Origin of the sequence: Moraxella sp. K1664 (assembly GCF_039693965.1) — a bacterium.
Taxonomy (GTDB): Bacteria; Pseudomonadota; Gammaproteobacteria; order Pseudomonadales; family Moraxellaceae; genus Moraxella.
The window spans coordinates 2,654,490-2,670,988 of sequence record NZ_CP155576.1 but is presented as its reverse complement, the minus strand read 5'-3'; the positions used below and the strand labels follow the sequence as shown (position 1 = coordinate 2,670,988).

At 44.1% G+C, this 16,499-nt stretch carries 17 protein-coding genes; 2 read left to right on the top strand and 15 right to left on the bottom strand.

Annotation, left to right across the window (positions count from 1 at the left end; genetic code table 11):
- From AAHK14_RS12930 to glmM, 7 genes are all read right to left on the bottom strand, one after another.
- Positions 1-510: a hypothetical protein gene (locus AAHK14_RS12930; protein WP_065254969.1), complete on the bottom strand. Its 510-nt coding sequence runs from the start codon at positions 508-510 to the stop codon at positions 1-3.
- Between the two features lie 32 nt (positions 511-542).
- Positions 543-722, bottom strand: a complete 180-nt coding sequence (locus tag AAHK14_RS12925) for a hypothetical protein (RefSeq protein WP_065254970.1) — start codon at positions 720-722, stop codon at positions 543-545.
- Positions 719-1,048 carry a metallophosphoesterase gene (locus tag AAHK14_RS12920; protein ID WP_065256328.1) on the bottom strand — a complete coding sequence of 110 codons (330 nt, stop codon included), beginning with the start codon at positions 1,046-1,048 and terminating at the stop codon, positions 719-721. The genes AAHK14_RS12925 and AAHK14_RS12920 overlap by 4 nt, the downstream gene beginning before the upstream one ends.
- A gap of 2 nt (positions 1,049-1,050) precedes the next feature.
- Positions 1,051-1,704, bottom strand: coding sequence for a pyridoxamine 5'-phosphate oxidase (gene pdxH / locus AAHK14_RS12915; RefSeq protein WP_065256327.1), 654 nt, complete (start codon positions 1,702-1,704; stop codon positions 1,051-1,053).
- Positions 1,705-1,725: 21 nt separating this feature from the next.
- Positions 1,726-2,091 (bottom strand): hypothetical protein, encoded by a 366-nt coding sequence (locus tag AAHK14_RS12910; protein ID WP_065256326.1) that lies wholly within the window; start codon positions 2,089-2,091, stop codon positions 1,726-1,728.
- Positions 2,088-2,336: a hypothetical protein gene (locus AAHK14_RS12905; protein ID WP_062498464.1), complete on the bottom strand. Its 249-nt coding sequence runs from the start codon at positions 2,334-2,336 to the stop codon at positions 2,088-2,090. Before AAHK14_RS12905 ends, AAHK14_RS12910 begins: the two co-directional genes overlap by 4 nt.
- A gap of 377 nt (positions 2,337-2,713) precedes the next feature.
- Positions 2,714-4,069: a phosphoglucosamine mutase gene (gene glmM / locus AAHK14_RS12900; RefSeq protein ID WP_065256325.1), complete on the bottom strand. Its 1,356-nt coding sequence runs from the start codon at positions 4,067-4,069 to the stop codon at positions 2,714-2,716.
- A 318-nt stretch (positions 4,070-4,387) separates the two neighbouring features.
- Here glmM and AAHK14_RS12895 point away from each other — a divergent pair, with 318 nt between their 5' ends.
- The gene (locus AAHK14_RS12895; protein ID WP_065256324.1) at positions 4,388-7,351 is read left to right on the top strand and encodes an insulinase family protein; all 2,964 of its coding nucleotides are present in this window, start codon (positions 4,388-4,390) and stop codon (positions 7,349-7,351) included.
- Positions 7,352-7,404: 53 nt separating this feature from the next.
- Here the strand turns inward: AAHK14_RS12895 and trpC are convergent, their stop codons facing one another.
- From trpC to AAHK14_RS12855, 8 genes are all read right to left on the bottom strand, one after another.
- Positions 7,405-8,223, bottom strand: coding sequence for an indole-3-glycerol phosphate synthase TrpC (gene trpC, locus AAHK14_RS12890; RefSeq protein ID WP_065256323.1), 819 nt, complete (start codon positions 8,221-8,223; stop codon positions 7,405-7,407).
- Positions 8,224-8,397: 174 nt separating this feature from the next.
- Positions 8,398-9,426 carry an IS110 family transposase gene (locus AAHK14_RS12885; RefSeq protein ID WP_083108321.1) on the bottom strand — a complete coding sequence of 343 codons (1,029 nt, stop codon included), beginning with the start codon at positions 9,424-9,426 and terminating at the stop codon, positions 8,398-8,400.
- Positions 9,427-9,710: 284 nt separating this feature from the next.
- Positions 9,711-10,772, bottom strand: coding sequence for an anthranilate phosphoribosyltransferase (gene trpD / locus AAHK14_RS12880; protein ID WP_065254937.1), 1,062 nt, complete (start codon positions 10,770-10,772; stop codon positions 9,711-9,713).
- Positions 10,773-10,950: 178 nt separating this feature from the next.
- Positions 10,951-11,979, bottom strand: coding sequence for an IS110 family transposase (locus AAHK14_RS12875; RefSeq protein WP_346818194.1), 1,029 nt, complete (start codon positions 11,977-11,979; stop codon positions 10,951-10,953).
- A 267-nt stretch (positions 11,980-12,246) separates the two neighbouring features.
- Complete coding sequence (locus AAHK14_RS12870; RefSeq protein WP_065255893.1) at positions 12,247-12,870, bottom strand: aminodeoxychorismate/anthranilate synthase component II; 624 nt, start codon at positions 12,868-12,870, stop codon at positions 12,247-12,249.
- A 39-nt stretch (positions 12,871-12,909) separates the two neighbouring features.
- Entirely contained in the window at positions 12,910-13,602 is a 693-nt protein-coding gene (gene rpiA / locus AAHK14_RS12865) for a ribose-5-phosphate isomerase RpiA (RefSeq protein WP_065255892.1), read from the bottom strand.
- Positions 13,603-13,709: 107 nt separating this feature from the next.
- A complete protein-coding gene (locus AAHK14_RS12860) occupies positions 13,710-14,018 on the bottom strand; it encodes a type II toxin-antitoxin system RelE/ParE family toxin (protein WP_065255891.1) in 309 nt (102 codons plus the stop codon).
- On the bottom strand, positions 13,993-14,256 hold the full coding sequence (locus AAHK14_RS12855) for a type II toxin-antitoxin system Phd/YefM family antitoxin (RefSeq protein ID WP_065255890.1): 264 nt from the start codon (positions 14,254-14,256) through the stop codon (positions 13,993-13,995). Before AAHK14_RS12855 ends, AAHK14_RS12860 begins: the two co-directional genes overlap by 26 nt.
- A 312-nt stretch (positions 14,257-14,568) precedes the next feature.
- Between AAHK14_RS12855 and AAHK14_RS12850 the strand changes: the two genes are divergently transcribed.
- A complete protein-coding gene (locus AAHK14_RS12850) occupies positions 14,569-16,023 on the top strand; it encodes a pitrilysin family protein (RefSeq protein ID WP_172823610.1) in 1,455 nt (484 codons plus the stop codon).
- Positions 16,024-16,499 lie beyond the last annotated feature (476 nt).

Below are 16,499 nucleotides of genomic sequence, written 5' to 3'. Positions count from 1 at the left end.
TCACTCCAAACTCACAAACACCAATTCAGGACGGTTAAACAAGCGTGGCACTCTTGTACTTTCTCGTGCCAAGCCTTGACTGACGATAAATTTGGTGTTATGGTCATTGACAAATTCATACAATCCGCCTGCATATTTGGGAAATAGCCCTTGATTGGGAGCGTACACGCCATTGATGACAAACGGCACTCGCCATTGTCCACCATGAGCATGACCTGCCATGATAATATCAAAAGGGTAATTTAGATAAGTATCAATATGCTCGGGGCGGTGGGTTAATAGAATGTGGACGTGATTTTTATAAATATCATTATTTAAATTATCCGTTACTGTTTTTAAATCCTTATCAAATGCTCCGCCGTCTGGGTCGGATATGCCGTGAATGACAACATTGGTATTTGGCACGGATATACTTTTGCCATGAATGATTGATACGCCATGAGCGTGGATTTTATTGATGACTTTGTTATAATCTGCACGGCTTAGCCAATTTTCATGATTGCCGTCCACATAATAAGTTGGGGCAATATTGGGTAATTGGCTTAGGGCGTGCTGAACATTGATAACATTCTTATAAAATAAGATGAAAATTTAACGCTTTTATCAATTTTTGCATGAAAAATGGCTAAATCTTGTTTTTCTGCGTCAAAAACTTGTCTGATAGAATAACTATCAGCCTGCGTTTTTTCCTTGAAAAACGTGCGATTTTTCTCATTTTTCATGGCAAATACCAATATTCAACACGCCCTAATAATTCATCGGCATTATCAAAAGGCATTTTGTCATCATAAATATCCCCGCCCAATAATATCACATCGGGCTGTTTTTGTTTTAAAATATCTATTAACCATTTTTGATTATCACCATAATAACAAGCGTGTAAATCGGTAATTAGGGCGATGTTTAATGTTTTATCGCTCTGATAGCCAATATCATCAAATTGATAATCCACCACCTTTAATAAATTACTATAAATAATCACGGCAACTATCATCAATAAAGCGATGACTATTCTTATCATCGCTTTTTTGTATTTATTAAAAAACATCATCACGGCAATATCCGCTCACGCTCCCAACCCTTATCGCCCTTATGATATACAATGCGGTCGTGCATACGGTTGGCTCGCCCTTGCCAAAATTCTATTTTATCCACCAATAGGCAATATCCGCCCCAAAACTCGGGTTTGGGGATATGTTCGCCAAACTGCTCGGATAGCTTGGCAAAATCACTCTCCATAATTTCACGGCTCTCTACCACGCCACTTTGGGGGCGACTGACCCATGCGGCAAGCTGGCTGTCTTTTGGGCGGGAATGGTAGTAAGTCTCTGATTTATCATCAGATAATTTGACCACACGCCCAGATGCTCGCACTTGGCGTTCTAGCGTATGCCAAAAAAACAAGGCTTCGGCAAAGGGATTGTCTGCCAAATCCTGCCCCTTGTCGCTGTCATAATTGGTATAAAAAATCATCTGAATGTCGTCATCATTAGGGACAATCTCACGCATAAGCAAGGTACGCACGGACGGACGCCTATCCGCCCCACAGGTGGCAAGGCTAAATGCATAGGCTTCACCAATTTGCTCGGATATGGCGTCATTTATCCATTTTTGAAGTAATGGATAAGGGGTATCGCCAATGTTTTTTTCAATCAGTTCGTCTTTTTCATAGGATAGACGGCTGGCACTAAAATCAATAGCCATGTTGTTACCTTTGGTTGGTTATTAAAATGATAATTTATCTATACTTGGCAATTCAAAAGGCGGATGCGAACTGATACTCACCAGTACAATTTTATCATCAAAGCGTTGATAATGTAAAATGTATTCGCTTGTCATATCGCCAAACTCGCCCACATAATTAGGTATGCCGATATGATAATGCCAAAGACAGTATTTTTGGGCATAATCAAAATTAGCTCGTTCTTTTTTGGTATGGGGATTGGTTGGAATAGATGATTTATTACGACCTTGCAGACCATGCAAGCCGTGTTGTTGAACTTGTTGGACAAATAGAGCGATTTTTATACGGTCTGCGTGTGAAAGTAGAGCAAGTTGTTCGTCAAAGGCAAGACTTGTTTCCACTTTCATCTTGCACCACCCAGCCAATCTGCCAACTGTTCTACGCTGTCAAAATGAGGCACAGGGGTAGAACCGCTTTTGATTGATTTATCCAATTTCTTAATATCAAAATGATGTTGATAAAACCAATCATAATAAGCGTCTTCATCATCTTTGGCAAAAGTGGATATAAGCAATTCATCAACCGTCATACCTGCTTGTTCGGCTCTGGCGGTAATTAGCTCTATGGTGGTTGGGGGTAGGTCTAATATCATGGATTTTCTCTTTTTAACTATTAAAATGATATTTTTATTTGCAGTATTGTAGAGTGCGTGATATGCACCTTACCAATTAGTATATTTTGAAGTTAAATCATTATAAAATACCATTGTTAAATCACAAATGTTTTAAAATTAGATATAGCCAACAAACTTGATATTTACCACAGTATTTGTAGGGACGTGCTGAGACACCACTTTTTATAGGCGTGCACAGCACGCCCCTACACTCAAACGTCATTACACTTGTGTTAATTTTAAAGTTTCTTGGGTGTATACAGGAGCGAATTGCAATTCGCCCTTGTGTTAAATTTACCATAGGGCAAATTCAATTTACCCTACACACCCATTTCAAATTGTCTATGATTTAAAAATCACCCCAGCACCGCCTTTACCTTGTCCGCCAATGATGTTGCCAATGTTTGTGCCGTATCGCCATTTTGGGCTTCAACCATGACCCGAATCACAGGCTCGGTGCCTGATTTACGAATTAATAGTCGCCCTGTGTCGCCAAGCTCGCTCTCGGCTTGGGCGAAGGCGGATTTTAGCTCGTCATTGTCATAAGGGTCGCTCATTTTGGCTAGGCGGACATTGATGAGCGTTTGGGGATATGGGGTATAACCCTTTGTTAAATCGGATAATTTTCCGCCTTTTTTGACCAAAATCGCCAGCACCTGCAAGCCTGCTACAATGGCGTCCCCTGTGCGTGATTTATCAAGGCAAAGAATATGCCCCGATGACTCTCCGCCAATGGTGTAGCCGTGTTTTTCTAGCTCCTGCATGACATAGCGGTCGCCCACTTTGGCACGGACAAAGTCAATGCCTTGATTTTTAAGCAAGTTTTCAAGTGCCATGTTGCTCATGAGCGTGCCGACCACGCCTTTTGGGGTTTCGTCTGCCCCATTGGCAAGAATGTACAAAATGCTGTCGCCGTCCAAAATTTGTCCGTTTTCATCCACCATAACAATGCGGTCGCCGTCGCCGTCTAGGGCAATGCCTAAGTCTGCTTTGTGTTCCAATACCAATTTTTGCAAGGTTTCGGGGTGGGTTGAACCACAGTTGTCGTTGATGTTGGTGCCGTTTGGCGTGTTGGCGTGGGCGATGACGGTTGCCCCAAGCTCACGCAAGACCCGTGGGGCAACGCTGTACCCTGCTCCGTTGGCACAGTCAAGGGCGATGGTTAGCCCACGCAGGTCGTATTGGTAGGGGAACGAGCCTTTGCAGTACTCAATATAACGCCCCTTAGCGTCATCAATGCGGTAGCTTTTGCCAAGCTCGGTGGGGTAGTGTTCAAGGCGTGAGAGCGTGTCGCCATGTATCATCTCGTCCAATTTGGCGTTAATGGCGGATTGGGTGTCGTCTGAGATTTTTTTGCCTTCGTCTGAGAAGAATTTTACGCCATTGTCGCCATAAGGGTTGTGGCTTGCTGAGATGACCACGCCCATGTCGGCATGAAAACTTCTTGCCAAATGAGCAATGGCAGGTGTTGGCAAGGACCCAAGCAAATGCACGTCCACGCCTGCCGAGTTAAATCCTGCTTGCAAGGCGGATTCAATCACATAGCCCGACAGACGAGTGTCTTTGCCAATAACCACGCTGGGTCGTCTGTCTGTCGTGTTTTGGGCGGTCAAAACCTGCCCTGTGGCATAACCCAATCTTAGTAGAAAATCAGGGGTAATGGGAAATTGTCCAAATGCCCCACGAATGCCGTCTGTACCGAAGTAGCTCATGATGATTGCCTTTTTAAAATTAAAAAATGATAACTTCATTCTCAACTTAAAATGGTAGCTTGTTGATTGTTCAATAACCATTTTTGGGTTGTAGGGGCGAATCGCTATTCGCCCTTGATAAATCAACCACTTATATAAAGTTGAGAATGGGGTAAAATTATAAGAAAAGATAACCCTAAGTATACCGCCAAATTAGTCCTTGTTCAACGTCTTTTCGGTTAATCATAAAAACAAGAATTTTTATCAAAATTTACAAAAGCCTTGTTTAAATTGCAAATTTTTGCCACAATATAGCATTTTTTCATCACGGAACCATTCATGACAACATTTAACCTACACCCTGCCTTTACCCTAAAATCCCAGCACCACATAGAAGCTCTTGACATTACGGTGCTACTTTGTGAGCATACCGCCACAGGGGCGACCCATTATCATCTGGCGTGTGATAATGACGAAAACGCCTTGATGATTGGCTTTGCCACTCAGCCCATGACTTCTCGTGGCGAAGCTCATATTCTAGAACACGTTGTGTTGTGCGGTTCACAAAAATACCCCGTACGAGACCCATTTTTTAGCATGATTAAGCGGTCATTGCAGACTTTTATGAACGCCATGACGGCAAGTGATTGGACGGTGTATCCCTTTGCCAGTCAAAACAAAAACGATTATTTTAACTTATTGTCCGTCTATCTTGATGCGGTGTTTTTCCCCAACATTCACGAGCTAGACTTTGCCCAAGAAGGCATTCGTTTGGAGCTTGATGAACAGGGCAAACCTGAATATCACGGCATTGTCTTTAATGAGATGAAAGGGGCGATGAGTGGCGAGATTGACCAGCTTTACTACGCTTTGGCACCGCACCTGTATCCGGCCACGACTTATCATTATAATTCAGGGGGCGACCCAAAAGAGATTGTCAAGCTCACCCATGCTGATTTGGTCAATTTTCACAAGGCTCATTATCACCCGTCCAATGCCATTATCATGAGTTTTGGCGACATTGACGTGGCGGACATTCAAGCGCGCCTGCACGATGATGCTCTAGTGCGTTTTGATGACAACGAAAAGCCGTCTCGTGGCAAAAAGTTCGTCTCCATGACCGAGACTCGCCTAAGCACACCAACCCAAGTTTATGACACTTATACCGCCGACGTGAGTGGCGAGAAAATGACCCATAACGTGCTAGCGTGGCTACTGCCAAGCATTACCGACCCCAAAGAGCGTTTGGCACTTCGCCTTATGGAAGGGGTGCTGATAGAACACGCAGGTTCACCCCTAAGAGCGTATCTTGACAGCTCGCCACTTGGCACGTCTGCAAGCCCGCTTTTAGGTCTAGATGACAGTCATTATGAAATGGCGTTTTATGCAGGCGTGCGTGGCTCGGAGCGTGAACTTGCCGATGACGTGGAAAACGGCATTTTGGAGCTACTTCGTTCTGTGGCGGAAAACCCCATTGATAATGAAACCATACAGACCATTTTACATCAGATAGAGCTAGACCAACGCCACATCGGGGGCGACAGTATGCCTTATGGCTTGACGCTCATGCTTGAAGGGTTTGGCACGGCACTGCATGGCGGTAATCCTGTGGATATGTGGGAGATTGATGAGCATTTGTCGTGGCTGTCCGAGCAGGTCAAAGAGCCAAACTGGGTGCAAAATCTCATCAAAACGCACCTAATTGACAACCCACACCGAGTTCGCTTGACCCTATCGCCTGATAAAGACAAAGCCCAACGCCTGATAGATGACGAAAAGGCAAGTTTGGATAAGCTAAATGCCACGTTAAGCGATGACGATAAAGCGGTCATTCGTCAAAAATCTGCCGAACTTGCCACACGCCAAGCTCTGATAGATGACGTGGATATTTTGCCAAAAGTGGGGCTAGATGACATTCCCCAAGCGATAAAATTCGCCCACGCCAACAAACAGCCGATAATCATTGGGCAAGACGAACGCAAACTCTACGAGTACCATGCAGGCACCAATGGGCTGTATTATTATCAAGTGGTGCTTGATTTAAATGATAATTTAGACATTTTAAATAATCCGATATTGCCTTTATATTTGGGGCTGTTGTCCGAATTAGGTACGGACAACTATGACGCACGCACGTTCCAAGCGGTACAAGCGTCCGTCTCATCAGGCGTTACCGCTCGCATTTCACAGCGTACCGACCGCCATGATAAGGATAAAATGACAAGCTATCTCGTGCTGGCGACCCGTGCCTTAGCCCGTAAGCCTGAGGCGGTGGAGCTGGTGAGCGACGTGCTAAACAACACCATTTTCACCGAAACCGACCGCATGAGTGAGCTGTTACAGCAAAAACAAGCGTCTTGGCAATCACGCCTATCAGCAAGCGGACACAGCTACGCCATTCAGACCGCCAGTCGGAGCATGAGCAAATTATCATCGCTAGAATACCGTTATTCGGGCTTACCTGCCCTGTCGGCATTAAAGGCGTTTTTAAAGCAAAGCGAAACCGACCAAGCGGTTTGGCAAACGCTATCAGCACGCCTAGCCCAAATCCACGAGCAAATACAAAACCTACCCCAAGACGTGGTTTTGGTATGCGAGGCAGACAAGGCGGACGAGTTAAAGGCGGTAATAAAAGACGTGCTAAATACACCGCATAAACCTGCCAAATCGCCTGTCGTGGCAAATGATACACTGGCATTTGATGAGCTTGCCAAGAGCGATGACAACAAAGACATCGCATGGCTTATCGCTACCAACGTCTATCATAATGCCACTGCCTATCCTGCGACCACATCAGGGCATGAGGACACGCCTGCCTTGACGGTGCTGGCTCCATTTTTAAGAAATGGCTATCTGCATTCGGCAATCCGTGAAAAAGGCGGGGCGTATGGCGGTGGGGCGAGCTTTGATGCCAATTCGGCAAGTTTTCGCTTTTATAGCTACCGAGATCCGCACTGTGTGGCGACTTTTCTTCATTTTGAAAAGAGCATTGACTGGCTACTGGACAACGACCATGACGCTGATAAGTTAGAAGAGGCGATTTTGGGGATTATCGGTGGCATGGACAAACCTGCGTCCCCAGCAGGCGAGGCGGTCAAGGCGTGTTTTAGCGAGCTACACGGTCGCACCAAAGAAATGCAAGAGACCATACGAGCCAAGCTCTTAGCGGTAACGATAGACGACCTAAAACGAGTGGCACGCACCTATCTAAAAGACAAGCCCCATGTTAAGGCAAGCCTTGCTCCGCTTGAAAAAGAAAGCCAAATGGCAGAGCTTGGGTTTGATTGTCATAAGATTGGTTAAAGTTAATGAAAAACCCCATGCCGTGCGGTGTGGGGTTTTGGTTTGTGTATTATTTATACGCTTTTTAACAGATTTTGTAACGCAAGCCCTGCATTATCCGTTTTCATAAATTGCTCACCGATGAGGTAGTGATGAATACCATGCGACTGCATCAGGTGTACATCGTCCGCCCCATGAATACCACTTTCACTCACGATAAGAGCGTCATCGCCCACATTTTCACGCAAGGTCTTGGCAAGGCGAATGGACGTGTTCAAATCCACATCAAAGGTGTTAAGATTGCGGTTATTGATGCCATAAATGTTGTGGGTAGATTTGGGCAATTTTAACGCACGGATTAGCTCATCTTCATCATGAATCTCAATCAGCACGTCCATGCCAAGTTCTATCGCCACCTTGTGCAACTGTGCCACCGTCTCATCATCAAGGCACGCCATGATAAGCAAAATACAATCCGCCCCAAGCGTGCGACTTTCATAAATGTGGTACTCATCCACCATAAAATCTTTACGCAAGGCAGGCAAATTGCAAGCATTTTTGGCTTGGATAAGATGGTCATCATGTCCCAAAAAATACTCACGGTCGGTCAAAACAGACAAACAAGTCGCCCCTGCCGTCTCGTAGCCTTGGGCGGTGGCAACGGGGTTAAAATTTTGGCAAATCACGCCTTTGGACGGACTTGCCTTTTTTATCTCGCTAATCACGCCAATTTTGCCTTGTTCTACCGCTCGTAGGGCTTTGGCAAACCCACGCACGGCAGGGGCGGATTTGGCTTTTTGTTTTAACTCGTCAAGGCTGATTTGAGTGCGAGCTTGGGCGATTTCTTGGTGTTTGGTGGCAACAATTTTTTGTAAAATGGTGGGTGTGGACATGGTTTTTCCTTTTAAAATTTTGGCTCTGGTTCAAAAAGTATGCTACAAGGAAAACCGCTCGTGGTGAGCTTGTCGAACCATAACGGTTTTCCTACCCTTCGACAAGCTCAGATACCATGATACCCCACCTAAGTCAATGGTTTTTTAAGTATCTGGTATCTAGTATCTTACAAACTAACTTAAAGATACTTGTTGCTCAAAGGATGTTTGGGTTTTGATAACACCAAAACAGATATGTACCAATTTACGCATACAAGCACATAAGGCTTGCATTTTGGTTTTACCGTTTTGTTGTAATCGTTCATAAAATGCCTTAATGGTGCTATTATAACGAATGGCACTCATTGCAGACATATACAGCTTAGCACGCAAAGAGACTTGCCCTTGTTTGGACAGTTTGGTTGCTCCCTTAAAGACACCTGACTGTCTTTGTTTGGGTATTAAGCCTAAAAACGAAGCCATCTGTGAGGCTTTTTTAAATTGTTTGGTATGTATTAAGCATACCACTTCTTTGGCAATAACAGAACCAATACCGTCAATGGTTTCAAGTAAGGTTTTGTCTTGCTTTAAACTTGGTTGTTTGTCAACAAAGTCATCAATGTCTTTGGTGAGTTTGGCAATTTCCTCTTGAAGGACACTGATGACTGTTTGCATGGATGCTTTAACCAAATCGGGCAGATTGGGTGATAAGAGCAACTCTTGTCGGTTTTGCTCTCGTTGCAAATCTTCTTTGAGTGCTTCTAAGCGAGCCAATAGAGCTTTTAGCTGTTTGGCTTCAATGCTAGGTGCTACCCAAACCTCAGGCTTGTGGCTATAACCATACCTTGATAAAATAATGCTGTCTTTTTTATCAGTTTTATGGATTACCCCCAAACTGTCTGCAAATTTGCGGACATAGTTAGGATTGACAATGCTTTGCTTGATATTATTATCATCAAGAAACTCACTTAGGTGTTCATGATAAACCCCTGTTGCTTCTAGGATGATGTGTAGCTCATCAAGATGATTGCTGACATTGGTTTTTAACCAAGCAAGCAGTAAATCAAAGCCTGCTTTGTTGTTGTTAAAAACCTTGGTTTTTACTTTATTTGTGCTTGGGTTTATAAATGCAACATCAAACTTTGCTTTGCTGATGTCTATGCCAATATAGTGTATCATCTGTCTCTTGCCTTGTTTATGCAGTGTCTGTTTTAATAAACGCACTTAGATACCATTCAGAGTTAAGATGACAAGCAAAGGACACCATCTGAGCACCAGTGTTAAGACACTAAGGGCGAACCCGTGTTCTCTTTGCTTGTATAACCCAACAACATTCTAGCAGATAATCTAGGTTTGGTGTTGGGTTGATACAAGGGCGAACGGAAAACCTAATTCAGCATACTTTTTAGACTACTACCAAAATTTTTTAAATTTGAAAATATAATTTGGGCGAATTGCAATTCGCCCCTACATTGAAAATCTTTAAATGTACGTTTGGATAATAAAAATCAATGATTAAACGTTTGGGTAAATGCCACAAATTCCTGCATTTTTTGCCATGCCTTGCCACTTGCTAGGGCTTGTTTGGCAAGGGCGACACCGTCTTTAAAGCTGTCTGATACCCCTGACAGATACAGGCTTGCCCCTGCATTTAGGGCGATGATGTCGCACGCCTTTTGGGTGCGTGGGTCGGTTTGACCTTGTAGGGCGGATTTGATAAGGTCAAAACTTTCATCAGACGAACCAACCAACAAACCGTCCAGCGACTGCATGGCAATGCCGACATCGGTGGGGGCGATTTTAAAGGTAGTTACCTTGCCGTCCTTGTATTCGGATACGGTTGTGGGCGTGGCAAGACTTATCTCATCCAAGCCGTCATCAGAATGCACGACCCACACATGGCGACTGCCAAGTTTGCCCATGACGTGAGCAAGTTTTTCGCACAACGCCACATCATAGACCCCAAGCAAGGTGTTTGGGGCGGACGCAGGATTGGTCAAAGGCCCTAAGATATTAAAAATCGTCCGCACTTTTAACGCCCCACGCACCGCCTTGGCATGACGCATGGCAGGGTGATGATTGGGGGCGAACATAAAGCACACGCCCGTATTTTTGGCACAGTCGGCGACTTGGCTTGGGTCAAGGGTGAGATTCACGCCTGCACTTGTGAGCAAATCGGACGCACCCGAACGGCTTGACACGCCCGTGCTACCGTGCTTGGCGACCACACCGCCACAGACCGCCACCACGAACATGGACGCTGTGGATACGTTGAACAAATTCGCTCCGTCTCCGCCTGTTCCCACAATATCCACCGCATTATCCACGCCCAAAGTAACGGCATTGGCAAACGACCGCATGACTCGAGCAGAAATGGCAATCTCGTCCACCGTCTCGCCCTTGATACGCCATGCCGTGATAATGGCGGACAGTAGCACATCAGGGCATTTGCCTGTCATGATAAGAGTCATGAGCGTGGCGGTGTCGTCATCGCTTAGGTTTTCGCCATTGATTAGGGTGTTTAGGGTGTGTACTAAAAAAGTGTGAATGTCGTGGTCGTTGTCTAACATGGGTTTCCTTTTAAATGTTTGGCTCTGATTTAAAAAGTATGCTATTAAAGAAAACCGTTCGTGGTGAGCTATGCCTGCCCATAACGGTTTTCCGCCACCCGCAGGCATAGCTCAGATACCATGATACCCCACCTAAGTCAATGGTTTTTTAAGTATCTGGTATCTAGTATCTTACAAACTAACTTAAAGATACTTGTTGCTCAAAGGATGTTTGGGTTTTGATAACACCAAAACAGATATGTACCAATTTACGCATACAAGCACATAAGGCTTGCATTTTGGTTTTACCGTTTTGTTGTAATCGTTCATAAAATGCCTTAATGGTGCTATTATAACGAATGGCACTCATTGCAGACATATACAGCTTAGCACGCAAAGAGACTTGCCCTTGTTTGGACAGTTTGGTTGCTCCCTTAAAGACACCTGACTGTCTTTGTTTGGGTATTAAGCCTAAAAACGAAGCCATCTGTGAGGCTTTTTTAAATTGTTTGGTATGTATTAAGCATACCACTTCTTTGGCAATAACAGAACCAATACCGTCAATGGTTTCAAGTAAGGTTTTGTCTTGCTTTAAACTTGGTTGTTTGTCAACAAAGTCATCAATGTCTTTGGTGAGTTTGGCAATTTCCTCTTGAAGGACATTGATGACTGTTTGCATGGATGCTTTAACCAAATCGGGCAGATTGGGTGATAAGAGCAACTCTTGTCGGTTTTGCTCTCGTTGCAAATCTTCTTTGAGTGCTTCTAAGCGAGCCAATAGAGCTTTTAGCTGTTTGGCTTCAATGCTAGGTGCTACCCAAACCTCAGGCTTGTGGCTATAACCATACCTTGATAAAATAATGCTGTCTTTTTTATCAGTTTTATGGATTACCCCCAAACTGTCTGCAAATTTGCGGACATAGTTAGGATTGACAATGCTTTGCTTGATATTATTATCATCAAGAAACTCACTTAGGTGTTCATGATAAACCCCTGTTGCTTCTAGGATGATGTGTAGCTCATCAAGATGATTGCTGACATTGGTTTTTAACCAAGCAAGCAGTAAATCAAAGCCTGCTTTGTTGTTGTTAAAAACCTTGGTTTTTACTTTATTTGTGCTTGGGTTTATAAATGCAACATCAAACTTTGCTTTGCTGATGTCTATGCCAATATAGTGTATCATCTGTCTCTTGCCTTGTTTATGCAGTGTCTGTTTTAATAAACGCACTTAGATACCATTCAGAGTTAAGATGACAAGCAAAGGACACCATCTGAGCACCAGTGTTAAGACACTAAGGGCGAACCCGTGTTCTCTTTGCTTGTATAACCCAACAACATTCTAGCAGATAATCTAGGTTTGGTGTTGGGTTGATACAAGGGCGAACGGAAAACCTAATTCAGCATACTTTTTGGACTACTACAAATTTTTAAACGAATAGTTTTACCAAATTTGGGTGAATAAATTACCCCTACAATGCCATTTTTAAATAAAAAATCACGCCACCGTTGGCAAATTTTCATCATCTAACACAGCAAGCCCACAGCGTTTTAAAAAGTTATTAAAAAGCTGATAACCATGCTCGCTTAAAATGGATTCTGGATGAAACTGCACGCCTTCAATGTCTAGCTCTTTATGACGAACACCCATAATCTCACCCATAGAGCCGTCCGCATTTTGTGTCCAAGCGGTGATTTCTAGGCGCTTAGGCAATGTGGTTTTGTCAATGACAAGCGAATGATACCGCACCACCGACACAGGGTTTGGTAAGCCGTGAAATACGCCCACATCGTCATGATACACGTCTGATAGTCGTCCGTGCATGACTTCGCCTGCTCGCACGACATCACCGCCAAAGGCTTGCCCAATGGCTTGATGACCCAAGCACACGCCCAAAATGGGAATCTTTCCGCCAAAATGCGTCAAAATCGGCACCGTAACCCCCGCTTCGGTTGGCGTACAAGGGCCTGGCCCTAGGATAATGGCTTGTGGGGCAAGGTCGGTTATCTCATCAAGGGTAATCTCGTTGTTGCGTTTTACCACAATGTCCTGCTTTAATTCGCCAAAATACTGAACAATGTTGTAAGTAAAACTACAATAATTGTCTATCATTAAGAGCATGTCAAATCCTTATTTTTATTTGTCTTATTTTTATTTGCCTTATCTTGCCGTCTTGTCAAATTGCACCGTACTTACGCCATCATCGCCTGCTTTTAGCATGACGTGAGCCGATTGACTGGCAAAAATGCCGTTACACACCACGCCCACAATGTTGTTTAATGTGCTCTCTAGCTCGGCAGGGTCTGTGATGTCCAAATCATAGGTATCCAAAATCACATTGCCATAATCGGTGACAAATCCTTCCCGATACACAGGCTCGCCCCCCAGCTTGACCAGTTCACGAGCCACATAAGAGCGGGCTTGGGGCAACACTTCCACCGCCACGGGGAATTTGCCCAGTTTGGCGACGGTTTTGGAGTCGTCCACCATGCACACAAAGCGTTTGGACGCTGCCGCCACGATTTTCTCACGGGTCAATGCCCCGCCACCGCCTTTTATCATGTTGCCGTGAGCGTCTATCTCGTCTGCCCCGTCAATGTACAAGTCAAGCTCGCCCACCGTATTTAAATCAAAAATCTCAATGCCCAAGGCTTTTAATTTATCTTCGGTCACTTTTGAGCTTGCCACCGCCCCTTTTAGGCGAACCTGTGACAACAGCTCAATCAAGCAGTTTACCGTACTGCCCGTCCCCACCCCCAAAATCATGCCGTCTTCGACATAGGTAAGGGCGGATTTGGCAACGGCTTGTTTTTGGGCAAGTTTGGGGTCGGTGTGGGCTTGGGTGTTAGACATGATGATTCTCATAAAAATTTGGGGTTATTTTACGCTAAATTTAGCAAAAAATAAATCATAAAAAATCAGCTCTACCATACTAAATAGAGCCAAAGCCTATAAGTGCGTCAAATATTATCATACACCGTATCACGTCGTCCCACCGTAATCACAAGCACCACCAATTTATCATCCCTAACTTCATAAACCAAACGATAACCCACCTTACGAAGTTTGATTTTGTATAAATTCTTAGCATTTGCCCCGTGTAGTTTATTTTTGGGAATGTGTGGATTTAACAGCACTTTTTCTAGCTTTTTTAAAAATTGTTCGGCAATCGTGGCGTTTAATTTTTCAAATTCTTTTAACGCAGTTTCGTTAAATTCTAATTCATAAACACGATTTTCATCATTATTGGAATTTGGCTCGTAAGTCATCAATCGTTACCTTTACCGTTTTTTGGTTTTGCCGTTCGTTTGCCAATTTGATGAGCTCTTGGTCGTCCAATGCGTCTAACATTTTTTCGTATAAAGAAGCAGGCACGCAATAAAAAGCAGGGGTATTGCGATTTAAAATCGCCACAGGTTCGCCATTGGCGTGGGCGAGTGTATCCATGGGGCTTTTCTTTAAATCGCTGATACTGGCAACATAACGGCTATGGATTTGGTTTAGCATAATGGTATTTCTTTATTAAAAATATTTTAAAAGTGCTTTTTATAATACTTTTAAAAGCATTTTTTGTCAATCTTTTTCCCAAAATTGCCACCCACCCCAACTTATGCTAAACTATAACCTTTTGCAATTAGGAATTATCATGAAAAAATTCACGCTCATCATTGCCTTATGCCTGCCTTTAACGCTTGTGGCGTGCAGTGCCAATAACGGTCAAGGCGTACGCCCCACTGCCAGTATTTTGATTGGCAAATGATTTATCTTTAATGGGTAAAATTTCAAATCAATAAAACCGCCAAACTCATCGGAATGTCTATGAAAACCTTTAACCGCCTTGTTTTATCCTTATGCGTATCCTTGGGATTATTATCCCTAACCGCTTGCCAGCACGCCCCAACAGCCACGCCCCAAGCCCCAACCGCCCTTGCTACCACTCCCCAACAAGAGCTAAAACTGCTCGCCAACATTCACGAATACACGCTAGATAATGGCTTAAAAGTCGTCATTAAAGAAGACAAACGAGCCCCTGTGGTCATGACCCAGATTTGGTATGGCGTGGGGGCAAACGATGAGCCTGTGGGCAAGGGCGGATTGTCGCACTTTTTGGAACATTTAATGTTCAAGGACACGCCAAAGGTATCTAGCGATGAATTTAGCCGTCTTATCAGTCATTATGGCGGTAGTAATAACGCCTACACCAGTTCAGACGTTACCGTTTATCATGAAATTTTGCCCGCCAATCGCTACGCCCTAGCGTTGGAGCTAGAAGCCAATCGCATGAAAAACGTGCTGTTTAAACCTAAGCAGATAGAGAGCGAACGCCAAGTCGTCCAAGAAGAACGCCGTTCTCGCACGGACGACAACCCCATGGCAAAAGCGTGGGAGCGGTTTTCAGCATTTGTCTATGGCGACACGCCACGGGGTCGCCCCATTATTGGGAGCATGGCGGACATTGAAGGCTTGACCATGGATGACCTAAAACACTGGTACGCCACATGGTACGTCCCCAATAACGCCACGCTCGTCATCGTGGGCGACGTGGACAAAGACGAAGCCCTAACTCATATCAAAAAATATTTTGGCGACATTCCCAAAGGCGACCCCGTACCCGCCCGAGACCCTGCCCAATTCATCCACGCTGATGACCTAAATGCAGGCAAAGGCGGTGTGAGCGAACGCCATGTCGTCATCAAAGAAGCCGTCCAAGTTCCCACGCTGATTTTGGCATGGCAAGCCCCGACTGTATCTGGCCTAAAACTCACCAATCACCACACCGCCGACAACGAGCGAGAGCTGTTGGCATTGGGGCTGTTTGATGACGTGCTAAGTGGCGGAGCGTCTGGTCGATTTGCCAAAAATTTGGTCAAAAAAGAACTCGTTACGTCCGTATATAGTAGTTATGACAGTACAGGCTATGGGGACGGCTTTTTTATGGTCATGGCAACGCCAAAAGCAGGGGTGAGCCTTGATGAAACCAAACGCCTTGTCTTAGATGAGATAAAACGCACCATGGCCGACCCCATTGACCAAAAAGAGCTTGACCGTTCTATGGTTGCCACAAAAACCGCCTTGGTGTTTGCGTCCGAAGGCGTATCAGGGCAGGCGGATTTGCTGGGAATGCTAAAAAATGAAAATATCCCTTTTGGCAAAATCCAAGAAGAATTGGCAATTCTGCCCACCATTAGCACCGATGAAATTAAAAACGCAGGCAAAAAATACCTAAGTGATGAGCGTATGTATAGTGCTTATATTTTGCCAAAAGATGAATAATAGATTTAGGGTTTTAAAATGGGGTATTGTTCAATAAAAGACTTCCTGCAAAACCCTGAATTAAAGAAAACCGTTCGTGGTGAGCTTGTCGAACCATGACGGTTTTCCGCTACCCTTCGACAAGCTCAGGGTGAACGGAAAACTAGTTTTGCAGGAAGTTTAATAAAGATATATTTTAAAATTTAAACGTGTAGGGGCAATTTATTCGCCCAAAAATCAATCCGTTATCACAGGGCAAATGTGATTTGCCCCTACAAATCCCCCAAAGGTATGGTTAATTAACAATGCCAAAAATTGATAAAAATTATGGGTCAAATTTAAACAAAATAACGATTAAATTTTACCAAAATCATTTTATTGAAAAGATAAATAGGTATTGTTAAATTTGGATATTTTAAAATAGCGTATTGTTAAAAAACCCCATATTTTAAAATTTGGATAGTAGGGGCGAATCGCAATTCACCCAAAATCAATAC

What these genes read in the sequence shown, in the direction of transcription:
- AAHK14_RS12895 (WP_065256324.1), top strand. Translation starts at nt 4,388, where the DNA reads ATGACAACATTTAACCTACACCCTGCCTTTACCCTAAAATCCCAGCAC.
- rpiA (WP_065255892.1), bottom strand. Translation starts at nt 13,602, where the DNA reads ATGTCTAACACCCAAGCCCACACCGACCCCAAACTTGCCCAAAAACAA.
- AAHK14_RS12905 (WP_062498464.1), bottom strand. Translation starts at nt 2,336, where the DNA reads ATGATATTAGACCTACCCCCAACCACCATAGAGCTAATTACCGCCAGA.
- trpD (WP_065254937.1), bottom strand. Translation starts at nt 10,772, where the DNA reads ATGTTAGACAACGACCACGACATTCACACTTTTTTAGTACACACCCTA.
- AAHK14_RS12870 (WP_065255893.1), bottom strand. Translation starts at nt 12,870, where the DNA reads ATGCTCTTAATGATAGACAATTATTGTAGTTTTACTTACAACATTGTT.
- AAHK14_RS12850 (WP_172823610.1), top strand. Translation starts at nt 14,569, where the DNA reads ATGAAAACCTTTAACCGCCTTGTTTTATCCTTATGCGTATCCTTGGGA.
- AAHK14_RS12855 (WP_065255890.1), bottom strand. Translation starts at nt 14,256, where the DNA reads ATGCTAAACCAAATCCATAGCCGTTATGTTGCCAGTATCAGCGATTTA.
- AAHK14_RS12910 (WP_065256326.1), bottom strand. Translation starts at nt 2,091, where the DNA reads ATGAAAGTGGAAACAAGTCTTGCCTTTGACGAACAACTTGCTCTACTT.
- glmM (WP_065256325.1), bottom strand. Translation starts at nt 4,069, where the DNA reads ATGAGCTACTTCGGTACAGACGGCATTCGTGGGGCATTTGGACAATTT.
- trpC (WP_065256323.1), bottom strand. Translation starts at nt 8,223, where the DNA reads ATGTCCACACCCACCATTTTACAAAAAATTGTTGCCACCAAACACCAA.
- AAHK14_RS12860 (WP_065255891.1), bottom strand. Translation starts at nt 14,018, where the DNA reads ATGACTTACGAGCCAAATTCCAATAATGATGAAAATCGTGTTTATGAA.
- pdxH (WP_065256327.1), bottom strand. Translation starts at nt 1,704, where the DNA reads ATGGCTATTGATTTTAGTGCCAGCCGTCTATCCTATGAAAAAGACGAA.
- AAHK14_RS12920 (WP_065256328.1), bottom strand. Translation starts at nt 1,048, where the DNA reads ATGTTTTTTAATAAATACAAAAAAGCGATGATAAGAATAGTCATCGCT.
- AAHK14_RS12925 (WP_065254970.1), bottom strand. Translation starts at nt 722, where the DNA reads ATGAAAAATGAGAAAAATCGCACGTTTTTCAAGGAAAAAACGCAGGCT.